General features: G+C 54.6%; 12 protein-coding genes. 1 reads left to right on the top strand and 11 read right to left on the bottom strand.

Going from position 1 to position 13,275, the window contains the following annotated elements:
* The first annotated feature begins 10 nt into the window (after nt 1–10).
* Nucleotides 11–226, top strand: coding sequence for an aspartyl-phosphate phosphatase Spo0E family protein (locus tag DX130_RS02970; protein ID WP_116042700.1), 216 nt, complete (start codon nt 11–13; stop codon nt 224–226).
* Between the two features lie 418 nt (nt 227–644).
* Here DX130_RS02970 and DX130_RS02965 read toward each other — a convergent pair whose 3' ends face one another.
* From DX130_RS02965 to DX130_RS02915, 11 genes are all read right to left on the bottom strand, one after another.
* Nucleotides 645–1,391 carry an IclR family transcriptional regulator gene (locus tag DX130_RS02965; RefSeq protein ID WP_116042698.1) on the bottom strand — a complete coding sequence of 249 codons (747 nt, stop codon included), beginning with the start codon at nt 1,389–1,391 and terminating at the stop codon, nt 645–647.
* A gap of 51 nt (nt 1,392–1,442) precedes the next feature.
* Nucleotides 1,443–2,081: an ABC transporter permease gene (locus tag DX130_RS02960; RefSeq protein ID WP_116042697.1), complete on the bottom strand. Its 639-nt coding sequence runs from the start codon at nt 2,079–2,081 to the stop codon at nt 1,443–1,445.
* A 5-nt stretch (nt 2,082–2,086) separates the two neighbouring features.
* On the bottom strand, nt 2,087–3,043 hold the full coding sequence (locus DX130_RS02955) for an ABC transporter ATP-binding protein (protein ID WP_116042695.1): 957 nt from the start codon (nt 3,041–3,043) through the stop codon (nt 2,087–2,089).
* A gap of 75 nt (nt 3,044–3,118) precedes the next feature.
* Nucleotides 3,119–4,018, bottom strand: coding sequence for an ABC transporter substrate-binding protein (locus tag DX130_RS02950; protein ID WP_116042694.1), 900 nt, complete (start codon nt 4,016–4,018; stop codon nt 3,119–3,121).
* Nucleotides 4,019–4,041: 23 nt separating this feature from the next.
* Entirely contained in the window at nt 4,042–4,683 is a 642-nt protein-coding gene (locus DX130_RS02945) for an ABC transporter permease (protein ID WP_206098755.1), read from the bottom strand.
* Between the two features lie 88 nt (nt 4,684–4,771).
* Nucleotides 4,772–6,031: a Zn-dependent hydrolase gene (locus tag DX130_RS02940; protein ID WP_116042691.1), complete on the bottom strand. Its 1,260-nt coding sequence runs from the start codon at nt 6,029–6,031 to the stop codon at nt 4,772–4,774.
* Complete coding sequence (locus DX130_RS02935; RefSeq protein ID WP_240644293.1) at nt 6,015–7,292, bottom strand: Zn-dependent hydrolase; 1,278 nt, start codon at nt 7,290–7,292, stop codon at nt 6,015–6,017. The genes DX130_RS02940 and DX130_RS02935 overlap by 17 nt, the downstream gene beginning before the upstream one ends.
* Nucleotides 7,293–7,304: 12 nt before the next feature.
* Nucleotides 7,305–8,675 (bottom strand): dihydroorotase, encoded by a 1,371-nt coding sequence (locus tag DX130_RS02930; protein WP_116042689.1) that lies wholly within the window; start codon nt 8,673–8,675, stop codon nt 7,305–7,307.
* Nucleotides 8,676–8,749: 74 nt separating this feature from the next.
* Complete coding sequence (locus tag DX130_RS02925) at nt 8,750–10,306, bottom strand: HAL/PAL/TAL family ammonia-lyase (protein WP_116042687.1); 1,557 nt, start codon at nt 10,304–10,306, stop codon at nt 8,750–8,752.
* A 38-nt stretch (nt 10,307–10,344) separates the two neighbouring features.
* On the bottom strand, nt 10,345–11,439 hold the full coding sequence (locus DX130_RS02920; RefSeq protein ID WP_116042686.1) for a DUF917 domain-containing protein: 1,095 nt from the start codon (nt 11,437–11,439) through the stop codon (nt 10,345–10,347).
* Between the two features lie 49 nt (nt 11,440–11,488).
* On the bottom strand, nt 11,489–13,141 hold the full coding sequence (locus tag DX130_RS02915) for a urocanate hydratase (RefSeq protein ID WP_116042684.1): 1,653 nt from the start codon (nt 13,139–13,141) through the stop codon (nt 11,489–11,491).
* Nucleotides 13,142–13,275: the final 134 nt, after the last annotated feature.

Here is a 13,275-nt window from a genome sequence, read left to right as displayed (position 1 = left end):
GTTAATCCCTTTGGACTGTCCATGTAGAAATCAAATCGAAAAGCTCAGAATCATTATGGAAAACACCTTTGACGAGTTCCAATCGTTCGTAGATCCCTCCGTGCTGTTAGCCAGCCAAGCGCTGGATGACGCACTTGTCCAATATCGCAAGTGTCCTATGTTCAACCAATGCAATCAATGGGGCCGCACATGCACGGAAGAAAAGAAGAAGCTCATGGCCGGTTAACGATCACAAGCTCTCCTATGATCGATATAACCAAGTAGAGTGTCTCAGCCTGCCTATACAGCAAACCCAAGACTGCTTATTGTTCCAAACAATCTGCTGGCAGCTATTCTAAGATAGATGATGGACTTCTCTCAAAAAGCTAGTTTTCCATAGTCAGCCCAATGACAGACGTAAACATCGTAAAATAACGAGCCTCTAGTCACTTTCTATTGGAGGCTACTATTGTCATGCTGATAACTCCCCATTCTCCAAGACAAACGAAGCTGTCCCAAGAAGGGGCCCCACTACTCAATTAGCCCAATGATGAAGCGAAGGACCTCATCACCCACTGCGGGGAAGAGGTCCTTTTTTTACTAGCCATACTAAAACCCGCGCACAGCAGATAGCTCAATTAGACAATTCCGTATAGGTTGCCGTCTTAACCGGACAATCCGCCAAGCTTGCACGAAATTTGCGAAGCGGCGTCCTTTACTTGCTCGATGAAGGAAGGGATCTCTTCCTTATTCAGCCGGTGTATCGGTCCCGCCGCCGACAAGCTGGCCACGATCCGCTGCTGCGGGTCAAGGATGGGAGCCGCTACTGCAAATGCATCCGAATCATATTCTCCAAGCGTATAGCTATACCCCTGCCCCCTGATGGCTTCCAACTCCTGATATAGCAATTCCGCTCCTTCCGCGCTCTCGGAGAACAGCTTGCACATCTCCTCGATAATCTTGTCGCTCTCATAAGCGAGCAGCGTCTTGCCGGATGCTCCCAGGTTGAGAGGAAGCACTCTGCCATTCTCAATGGAGAGCCGAATCAGCCGTTTGCTCGTCACGTTTTCGATGCAGATCGCTTTGGAGCCGGAACGCACGAACAGCACGGTCGTCTCTCCAGTCGCATTCGTCAGCTCTTCCATAATAGGCCGGGCAATGGTCAGCAAATCCTTCTCGATCTGCTGCGACAAGCTTCTGGCCAAATCGAAGATGCGAAGGCCCAGTCCAATCTGTCCTCTGCCTTTGCGCTCTACGAAGCCGTTTTTGATCAGCGTCTGAATAAAACGATACGCCGTGCTATCCGGAATGCCCACCCTCTCGGCAATTTCGCTAACGGTAAGCGTCGAGCCTGATTCCGCCAATGCGAATAAAATATCTATTGCTCTTCCTAACGTCTGTGTCCCGTTCATTTCAGCACCTCGGAGGTATGCGTTACTTAGTCATTTATTCTGACCATTATATCATACGCGCCATTCCCCGCGTGCCTTTGACATCGATATTTTTTCCAGTCTTAGCAAAATCATATTGGCTGATACCGCAAGCACGGATACAAACAGTGTACCCCACACCATCTTGGGCACCGAATTCTGAGATAAACCCTCGAATAGAATAGTGCCAAGTCCACCCGCATTGATCCAAGCCGCGATTGTGGCAATGCCAATAATCGAGACAGAAGCAATCCGCAGACCGCCGATGATAATAGGCAGCGCGAGCGGAAGCTCGATCTTCTGGAACAATTGCCACTTGCTGTAGCCCATCCCGCTCCCCGCTTCGATGATGGAGGCATCGATCGATTGGAACCCCGCTATAACATTCCGTACCAGAATGAGCTGGCTGTAGACAACGAGCGCGATAATCGCTGGCTTGACACCCAGACCTACGAATGGAATCAGCAGCGCGAACAGACCCAGGCTTGGAATAGCATAGATGATGCCTAGCAACGACAATACCGGAACGGCAATACGGCGGTGACGAGAGAGCCAATAGCCCAGCGGCAGCGCGATTGCTGTGGCAAGGAGCAGCGACAGGATCGTCAGATAGCAATGTTCCAGCAGCGCGATGAACAACCTGCCATAATATCTAGTAAAATATTCGATCATTCCGCTCACCTGCCGCTGCCAAGCTTGAACTGATCGAGCGTAATCTGACCCGCTGCCTGTCCATCAGCCCATTCCACCACAACATAAGGAACATCCCGCTTCAGTATCAGCTGCAGGGCATCCTTCAGGCTGCTGTCAGCCGACAGCCGCGGATAATGCTCTGGCGCCTCAGTCTCCAGCGGCACCATGCTCTCGCTCACCCTAATCAAATGGAGCCGCTGGAACAAATCATCCGACTGAACCAGCTCGGACACAAAGCTGTTCGAAGGTTTATCCATAATATGTAGCGGCTTGTCGTACTGTTGGATCACGCCTTCATTCATGACAATCATGCGATCGCCCAGCTTGAGCGCCTCGTCGACGTCATGCGTCACGAATAGGACGGTCTTGCCCAGTTGACGCTGGATTTCCTTGAAGTCGTCTTGCAGCTTGCCTCGCGTGATCGCGTCGATTGCGCCGAACGGTTCGTCCATCAGAAGCACGGCAGGATCGCCGGCCATCGCCCTTGCGATGCCTACGCGCTGCTGCTGCCCGCCGGACAGCTGGCGCGAATAGCGCTGCCTGTACGAGTCCGGCAGATGGACAAGCTCCATCAACTCCTTGACCCGCGCTTCGATTCTGCTTCGCTCCCAGCCCAGAATTTGCGGTACCGTCGCAATATTCTGCTCGATTGTCATATGCGGGAACAAGCCGATCTGCTGGATAACGTATCCGATGCTGCGGCGAAGCTCCGTCAGCGGCTGCTGGCGGATATCTTTGCCGAAGAGCGATATCGTGCCGGATGTCGGCTCAATAATACGGTTCACCATCTTGAGCAGAGTCGTCTTGCCGCAGCCCGACGCCCCCAGAATCGTAACGAAAGATCCCGACTCCACCGTCAGGCTCGTCTCGTTCACCGATGGCTTGGCTGTTTTCGGAAATGTCTTGGTTACCCGGTCGAACACAATAGCTGCATCTGCCATTCATGATCCCCTCCATCACGGGAAGAGGCTCCCTCTAATGGACAGAAGAAGCCTCGCCGTATTATACGGCCCCTATTATTTCAACAAGCCTTGGTCCTGCAGGAACGCTTTCGCTACGTCTGCATATTCCTTTTTGTCAATATCGACCTGTGCATTCAGCTTCTGTACAGTCGTATTATCAAGCTTAGCCGATATTTCGTTCAGCACCTTCGCAATTTCCGGGTCCTTCTCGTTCAGCTCGCCGCGGATAACAGGAGCGACGAAGTAAGGAGGCCAGAACTTGCCGTCATCCTCCAGCAACACGAGGTCCGAATTCGTCAGATCGCCATCTGTTGTGAAGCCGACGGTTACATCCGCTTCGCCGTCCAGGATAACACGGTATTTGATACCGTAGTCGAACAGCTTGATGCTCTTGAAGTCCATTTTGCCGTAGAACGCATTCAGACCTTTCAGCCCGTCCTCACGCTCCTCGAATTCCGGCACTGCCGCCAGGTTCAGCTCAGGAGCTAGCTTAGGCAGATCGGAAATTTTGTACAAATTGTACTTCTCGGCAATTGCCTTTGTCGTTACCAGCCCTTGAGAGTCATTCGCATCTGTCGGCTCCAGCCAGATCAGATTGAACTTCTCTTTATAACCATTGGATACCGCATCGTAGACAACTTGAGCGTCCGATTGCGGCGGCAGCTCCAGTACGTTGATCAAGCCTGTGCCTGTGTATTCCGGATAAAAATCGATGTCGCCTTTTTTGAGCGCCTCATGCGCCACCAGCGTACCTCCAAGATTCAGCTTGCGCTCTACCTTGTATCCCTTGTTCTCCAGTGCCAGCGCGTACATCTCGCCCAGAATCAAGGATTCTGTAAAGTTTTTGGAACCAACCTTGACGACTGCCTTGCCGGAGCCGCCACCGGAGCACGCGCTCAGAAGCAGCGCAGTGCTAATGATTAGAGTTGCTAGGGTCATCCATTTCGTTTTCATAGTTAACTTTCTCCTCTCCACATTTAACGCTGATATTTTGTTGCCGCTCTCTCGATTCCCGCAAAGCCGACTTCAGATAAAATCGCCAGCATCGCCACGGGCAGCGCCCCTACTAATAACAGTGAAAAGTTGTACATCCCAAGACCGTTAATGATGAAAGTGCCAAGGCCGCCTCCTCCGATGAATGCCGCAAGCGTCGCGCTAGCGATAACTTCGACAGCCGCCGTCTTCATGCCGGAGAGCACTAGCGGAAGCGACAACGGAAGCTCAATTCTTCTCATGATCGTCCCCCCGCTCATCCCCATGCCGGAAGCCGCTTCAATAATGGATGGCTCGATTCCCCGGAATCCCATGTACGTATTGATGAGAATGGGCGGACAAGCCAGCAGCGTCAGTGCAACAAGGGCGGGCGCGAAACCAGTCCCCATCAACGGTAATATGATGACCAGCACGGCTAGGCTCGGAATTACTCGCAATGAGTTGAACAAGCCCATAATGGGACCGGACAGCCATTGCTTCTTCGCACATACGATGCCAAGCGGAACGCATAGCACGACAGCGATAGAGAAGGCATACAGGCTAATGCTGAGATGAACCCGGACAGCCTCCCAGAAGCGATCGCCATTGGCTAGCACATACTCATAGGCACCGGTCAGAACCTCCACTCGAAACCAACCCCTCACCGTAATTATCATTTAACAATAATGAGTTACCAATATTATTAAACTATAAAACCTATTATGTCAATCGGAATTATGTATTTTGTTGATTGGCAAGTATAATCAGCGTATGCAAGAGAACGTTAACTCCTGCTTCGCAATCCCCTGGGGAGCTCCATTCAGCAGGGTGATGGCTGATGCCATCCTTGGACCTGACCAGAATAAGACCGATTGGAGCAAGCCTGCTCATCGCCACAGCATCATGTCCGGCTCCGCATACGATTGGAGATGCCGGAACCCCTGCTAGTTGGCAGCCATCAGCTATGGCATGGAGTAATGACTCTGATGCCGCCACAGGAGAGCCCGAGTCCGTATGCTTAATATGGACCTCTACCTCTCTAGTCTTCCCAGAAGTCACAATATGGCGTTCAATTTCTTGCGTCATCCTCTCAAGAATGGACGCATCTTCATGACGGATATCAACTGTAAATCGGACTTCGCCTGGAATTGCGTTTGTGGAGCCGGGTTTCACCCCTAACTTGCCGACTGTCGCAACGCCGCCGTGTTGCACAGCAATCCGTTCCATTGCCAGTATGGACTCCGCCGCAGCCAGCAGAGGATCACGCCGCAAATTCATCGGTGTCGTGCCAGCATGATCTGCCTCGCCCAGCAGTCGAATATCCAACCAGCAGTGCCCGTAGATAGCCGTCGCAATGCCTAGCGGCTCCCCGCGATGCTCAAGCGCCTTGCCCTGCTCAATATGCAGCTCTACGTAAGCATGGATGCTGCCGGCTTCCCGCTTCGCCTTCCAGACGGACTCCGGCGACAGTCCTGCGCTCTCCATCGCTTCTCTGAGCGTAACGCCTTCCTCATCCGTGAAGTCGAGCCATTCACTCTGCCAATCTCCGGCCATAGCACGGCTGCCGAGATAACCTGCCCCGAATCGAATACCTTCTTCATCCGTAAAGCATACGACCTCAAGCGGCCGTTCATGCGGAATGCCTTGTTCCTTTATTGCGCGCAGCGCCTCAATGCCCCCAAGCACGCCTAAAGCACCATCGAATCGTCCAGCCTCATTGACCGTATCGATATGAGAGCCCGTCACCACAGCGGCAGCATCAGGACGGCTTCCCGCCAGTCGGCCGATCAGATTGCCAGCTTCATCACGGTGTACCTCCAGACCAGCGGACTTCATCAGCTTCGTGATATAAACTCTGCCCTCCAGCTCCTCCGGGCTAAGGGAAAGCCGGGTTACTCCTCCAGAGCTATCGGCCCCAATCAAGCCGAGCTCCTGAATCGTACGCCATAATCTGTCGCCTTGGATGCCATAAGCATGCTCAAGAGTCATGCGCATCCACGCCCTTCCCTTTGCTGTCAAAGGCTAAAAGCGTATGAAACAACGCATCCACACCCATGGCAACCTGCTCATAATCCGTCCATTCCTCCGGACAATGGCTGCGGCCTCCACGGCTCGGCACAAAGATCATCCCGATGGGGGCTATGGCGGCAAGTTGATTCGCATCATGTCCCGCGCCGCTCGGCAGCCGAACCACGCTTGCTACAGCTGCACAGCTTTGCTCCACAAGCGTCAGCAAGTCAGAGCCCACCCGCACCGGCTCCGATTGCGACAGCTTCTCTCCCCGAAGTGTGAGGCCGCGCGCTGCCGCAATTCGCTCCGCTTCGTTGAAGAAGCCTTCGTAGACACTCAAGGACAGGGCTGTGTCCAGCGACCGAATTTCCAGATCGAATGTGACGCAGCCGGGTACAACGTTGGAGGCGTTAGGCTCGTTCGTCAGACGGCCAATCGTACCGACAAGCCCGTCCCCATGCGCCTTGCAATGCTGCTCAAAGGCCAAGCCGATCTCGCAAAATCCGGCCAGCGCGTCGTTCCGCAGCGACATTGGCGTAGTACCCGCATGGTTGGGCGCCCCCTCAATGATGATCCGGTATCGAAGTATGCCGACGATGCCCGTCACAGCGCCAAGCGCGCAGCCGCTTTGCTCCAAGACAGGACCTTGCTCAATATGCAGCTCCAAGTAGAGCGCCACCTCCCCGCTCTTCCTCGCTTCATCAGCCAGATCGGCCATGCGACCGCCTTGCCGCTCCATTGCATCCCGAAGCACCAGTCCCGTGGAATCGGACCTGCCTAGCATATCCTCATCCAGATGCCCGACCATCCCTCTGCTGCCAATCGTAGAAATGCCGAATTCACTTGGCTCCTCCGCCGTAAAGTCGACGATCTCCAGCGGATGCCGGAGCTGATGGCCGCTTTCCTTCAGAAGCCTGGCGATCTCAATGCCGGCGATAACGCCAATAATACCGTCGAACCGGCCGCCCCCGGTTACCGTATCGGTATGCGAACCGATCATAATTGGAGGCAGAGCGCTATCCTGCCCCGGCAGTGCTCCAATCAGGTTCGAAGCGGCATCCAGAGAAACGTCAAGTCCCGCCTCCCGCATCCGCTTCGTCAGCCACTGTCTGCCTTCCGCATACCATGGGGTGAATGGTCTTCGCGTCCACCCCGGCTTCGAGTCGTCAACCATCTTCGCCAACGCTTCGATATCCGACCGTATCCGTGCGACATCAGGGATGTATCCCTTTGCGCCCATGCTCATCTGCTTCCCTCCCTACTTACGATGCATAGCCTTGATATAGCTGCCCCCGCCAGGCTGTCCGATGACGCTTCCATGTTCGTAGACAGACTCGCCTCGTACAAATGTATGGGTGACCAGCCCGCGCATCGCCATGCCATCGTAAGGGCTCCAGCCCGCGCTGGATTGCCCCTTCGAGCCATCCAACACCCATGAAGCCGCGGGATCAATAATCGCGAGATCCGCATCGTACCCCGGTTCAATTCGCCCTTTCCGATGACCAAGACCAAATATGTCCGCAGGACGCTGACACAGCAGCCTCACCAGCTCCAGCATCGACAGCCGCCCTTTGGCTACGCCTTCGCTATAGACAACCGGCAGCAATTGCTCGACGCCAGGCGCTCCCGACGCATTCTGGAATATATCAGGATGCGACTTGCGTCCGATGAGCCAAGGCGCATGATCCGATGTGATCATATCTATCCGGCCCTCCGCTGCTAGACGCCACAACCCTTCAACATCCTCGGTCGAGCGCAGCGGCGGATTTATTTTAGCCCGGCCATGCAGCCTGACCATATCATCTTCGCTTAGCGTCAAATAATGCGTGCAGGTTTCCGCGGTAACAGATGCCCCCATCTCGCGAAAGGTCTCCGCAAGCCGGAAGATGCGCGGATACGTGCAATGATAGAGATGCAGCTTGGCGCCCGTCTCATAGGCCAGCTCCATCACCGTCAACGCCGCCGTCGACTCGCTTACCTTTGGGCGGCTGTGCGCATGGGAGAGCGGATCCTGTCCGCGCGAAGCGTACTTTCCGATATATCTGCGAACAATCTCATCATTCTCGGCATGGACGCCGACAGGACAACCCGTCTGTGCAATAACCGCAAAGGCATCCAGCAGCTGGCCGTCATCAATCCGGGGAAAGCGGAATGAATCCGTATTGAACATAGACACCTTAAAGCCGCAAGCGCCGGCTTCCGCCAACTGCCCAATAGCTGCTTCATAGCCGTCCTGCTTCTGGATCGTGACCAGCATGGCCACATCCACCACAGCTTCCCGCTCCAGCCTGTCCCGCTTCTCCTCGAATGCATCCAGCGTACAGATCATGCCCGTTGCGTCATAGGGCATCTCTATAATAGTAGTAACGCCGCCGGCTGCAGCTGCGCTTGTCGCTTTGGTGAATCCCTCATCAAGGGAGCTATAGCAATGGACATGAGCATCAATGGCTCCAGGCATCACATAGTTTCCTTGTACGTTCACAACTTTATTCGCCTGCGCTGCGATGGTCGAAGATTCGCCAATCGCTGCAATCAGTCCGTCCTTGATGCCCAGACAACCATCATGGGCGATGCGATCCGGCAAGACGATATGGCCGATCACGGCCAGATCATAACGCTGTTCCGTCATATTGATAACCTCGCTTCCTCTGTCGTACTCAAGTCGTCACAGTTTAAGATGCGATGCCATTCCAATTTGCCCGATCAGCTTCCATGTCCGCTAAGGACGAATCCAGCTCGGATCCGAGCTGCTGCAGCCTCAATATCGGGGGTAAGCGGCCGATCCGCCTTCAACATCGGGATTACGCTTCGTATCGATTGATAGATAAGTGCCGTTCCTGATCCCAATGCTTCTTGCGTTCCTCGCAAATCAATGGCTTGCGCCGCATGCATCGCTTCCATGCCCAAGAGATAGTAGAGTCGGTCAATCATGTCGCCAATCTTCCTCACGACCAGCGGCGTTTGGTTGGCGTGATCCTCCATATCGCCCGCCAGCGGGAGATAGTCGGCCGAAACCGGCTGAGACAGCCCCCTGATCTCGGCATCCAATGACGCGATCGTCTTCTGCATCGTACCGAAGGCGATCGTCCCGGCTCCCGGCGAGAGAAACCGGTTCAGTCCCGTAAAGACCGGCGAGCCCAGACGCAGCGACCGATGGCTTGTTACTTTCGATACGTGACTCATTGCGATGCCGACCATCTCCATCGCTACCGTCCAGGACGTAATATCGAAGTTCGAGCTGGCTACCAGCCGCCCTTCATCAAGCACAAGACAAGGATTGTCCTCCGCTCCGTTCATATGAATGTGCAGCAGCCGTTCCGCATAAGAGATCGCATCTCTTGCCGCGCCATGAACATGACAGGCGCTGCGGAAGCTCAGCGGATCTTGCAGCTTGCATTGCAGAGGGGATGCATGAACAAGCGTGCCGCCTTGCAGGCATTGCCGGACGAATGCGGCGCTTGCTGCCGCACCGTCAAATGGCATTAGCCGATGGGCAGCCTCGTCAAGCGGGCTAATCGTTCCTTCAATCGCTTCCAGCGACAAGGCAAGCACGGCATCAGCCGAGCGCAGCAACCGCCGAAGCTCGCCGAGCGCCAATGCGCCCGTTCCAATGGAGAGTGCATTCGAGCTAACAATCGCCAGCGCGTCTTTACGTGTGAGCTTAACCGGCGCAAGTCCTGCATCCATGAGTGCTTGAGCCGCAACGACCCGATGTCCGTTGACCGAAACGTCACCTTCACCAAGGACCGCAAGGCCGATATGGGAGAGAATAGCGATATCTGCCGCGCCTACGGAACCGCTCAGCGGGAGCAGCGGTGCAATGCCTGCGTTCAACATATCCTTGTACAGACAAGGTATCGCAACCTGCACGCCGGAACTGCCGACCAGCATCGTATTCAGCCGTACGAGCACGATCGCTCTCGACTGAATATCCGAGGCATACGGACCAACTCCGGCCGCATGGGAATAAATCAAATTCCGGTTAAATGTCTCCTGCTCTGTCGCGGACACCTCTTGATCCTTATTCAGACCAACGCCGCGATTCAGTCCATAGATCGGAATGCCTTGCCCCGCCAGCTCGCCAAGCAATTCATAGCCCCGCTCTACCCGCTTGACCGCTTCTTCGGCGATTTCGACGCGATAATTTTCTTTTGCGACCCGTTCAACTGCTTCCAGCGTCAAGCGGCTTCCGTCCAAAACTACGATTCGACGATCACGATCAATGAGATCATCGGTTCCGGATTTATTGGAATGTTCCATGCGCGCACCTTCCTTGATGTTGTTATGCCTATGCTTGCTTACAAGCCCTTGAGTCCATATTCAGCCAGCGGAATGCCCAGCGCCTTCTCCACTTCCGGGTATACCGTCGGATCCTTGACACTGGAGCTGAGCGGTACGTCATGCTTGCTGATTACGAGCAGCCCGATCTCCATGCCTTCCTTCACGCCGCCGACACTGACCGGCAGCCCTGTCGCCGTATCGAATGTTGTGATCACATCAGGGTAAGTCGTCAAGCGATTGCCGTCTTGATCGTCAACGGCCATATATTCATTCATGACATGCAGAAGGAGCGTCTTACCCGTTCCGTCATCCATCGTAATCGTGCCGATATCGAACGCGCCGGAATAATGAACGTCTTTCTTAAGCACGGTGCCTCTGCCGATATAACGTCCTTTTGTTTTCTCAGCGACCGTATTCATAATAGTCTCCGGTCCATGCTGCTCCGCTTCGATCATCGCATAACCCAGGTCGAGCGCGGTCGATACACCGCCAATAGCGGCATGCTCTTTCACGTAAGAAGCCGGGATCGGATGTCTGGCCGAAGCGATAAAGCCGCCGGACATATCGGAAGCCGTGCGCAAAATATTGGATGTTTTGGCCGGTGTCCCTTTTACTACAAGCTCCAGATAAGAGCCGGTATCTCTTCGTCCGCCCACCACAACCTGAATGGTCTCGTAATCCGTACGGGCAGCCAATCCCATAGAGCCCATCTTGCCCGTGGGATGGGCGCGAATATCGCCCGTCGCGTCGACGACGACCAGTCCCAGCGCTGCCGCCGGCAGCCAGCCGTTGATGGTACTGGACATCCCGTTCTGAGGCGTCATGACGCCTACCACTTTGCCCTCGTATGTCTCCATCAGCAATTGCACCGCTTTAATGTAGTCGATACCCCACATCTCCCACTCGTTGCCCGCGGGAGCGCCTATCGCCGTGCAAGTAACGATAATGGCGTCATCCGGCAATTCATCAACAGATACCAGCTTCGGCCGACCGACGCCGACGGCTGCTCCGCCGATCTCGAGGCCATGATCCACCCAGCCTCCCCCTCCTGCTGCAAATACGGCTCCGCCGCGAACGGCCGCCTTTACGTCCGCTATCGTTAACTCTCTCATATCCTCTGTTTCCCCTTTCTAACTATCGATCTATCCTTCTATTCATCTATTACTGCTTGAATTGCGCTGTATCGATTCTGCGAATACCCTTCCGCCCCACTTCGTCCAGCGATTCTTCATATCCGGCATCCGCGTAGCGAAGCACGCCAAGTCCCGTATCGTTGTCGAGCGTCGTCTTCAAACGAAGCGCCGCGTCCTCTGTTCCATCTGCCACGAGCGTCACGCCCGCGCTTGTCATATATCCGCTGTATCCGCCGCCGCCGGAATGAATAGCCACCAGGTCGGCCATCGAAGAACAGTTCAGCATCGCATTCAACAACGGCCAATCGGCAATGGCATCGCTGCCGTCCTTCATGTTCTCCGTCATAATGTTGGGATGCGCCATGGAGCCCGCATCGAGATGATCTCTGGAGAAAGCCACGGGACCGCTGAGGATGCCCTTGGCCACCATATCGTTAACGGCAAGCGCCAGCTTCGTCCGATCTCCATGACCGAACCAGCCAATTCGCGCAGGCAGCCCTTCGACCGGCACATGCTTGTTCGCCAGCTCGATCCAGTTCACCGCAATTTCGTTATCCTTGAACTGCTCCAAGATATAATCGTCGATTTTGCGGATGTCCTGCACGTCGCCGCTCAGCGCCACCCAACGGAACGGACCGATCGCTCGTGCGAACAGCGGCCTCAAGAAGCCTTCTGTAAAAACAACGATATCGAACGCATCAGGTACGCCGTATTCCACTGCTTGTGTGCGGATATTGTTGCCATTATCGAATACAACGGCGCCTCTGCGTTGGAATTCCAGCATCGCCCGTACCTCGCGCGCGATGGAAGCTCCCGCGTCGGCCCTCAGCCGGTCAGGATCGCTCTCGCGGACGGATGCCGCTTCTTCATTGGAGTAGCCGGACGGAATATAGCCGTATAGCAGGTCATGTGCCGAGGTCTGGTCCGTGACGATATCCGGCTGTACGCCGCGGCGGGCAAGCTCTGGGAAAATATCGGCCGCATTGCCCAGCAGTCCCACAGACAACGCCTCCCTCTTCGACACTGCTTCCTCGATCCAAGCCAGCGCCTCGTCCAAATTGTTGGTTTTGCGCTGCAAATAGCCGACCTCTATTCGCTTGTCTATGCGCGCCTCCGACACCTCGACACACAGGATCGCTGCTCCAGCCATGGTGCCCGCCAGAGGTTGAGCTCCGCCCATGCCGCCTAAACCTGCTGTAAGAATAAAACGGCCTGCCAGTTCACCGTCAAAATGCATGCGCGCTATGGATTGGAAGATTTCATACGTTCCCTGTATAACGCCTTGCGAGCCGATGTACTGCCAGGCAGCGGCTGTAAGCCCGCCCCATACCAGCAAGCCCTGCTCTTGGTAGCGATAAAAGTTGTCGCTGGTCGCCCACTTGCCGACCATATTGCAATTCGCCATTACGACGATCGGCGCATACTTATGCGTGCGCATAATGCCAATTGGCTTGCCGGATTGGATGACAAGCGTCTCGTCTTCCTCCAGATTTTGAAGCGTATCTACTATGGCATGGTAGGAATCCCAATTGCGGGCAGCCTTGGCGAGCGCCGCGTATACCGTCAGTTCCTTCTGGTTCTCGCCATTCTCCAGCACATTCTCCAGCATGCGCAGCAGCGCCTCTTGCCTCCAGCCCTTACACCGGAGCGTTGTGCCTCTGGCTGCAGTAATTCGTTCCATACCAATTCCTCCTATTATCAATATTCAATAATTTATTGTTAATAATTAATAAATTATCAGACGATTCTTAAGACGTCAATAGATTCTGACGATTTCTACGTTAATTTAAGTAACGTACTTGGAATACTATACAA

It is taken from the genome of Paenibacillus paeoniae, from assembly GCF_003388735.1.
In the GTDB taxonomy this organism is placed as follows: Bacteria; Bacillota; Bacilli; order Paenibacillales; family Paenibacillaceae; genus Pristimantibacillus; species Pristimantibacillus paeoniae.
This window is presented reverse-complemented; position numbering and strand designations above follow the sequence as displayed.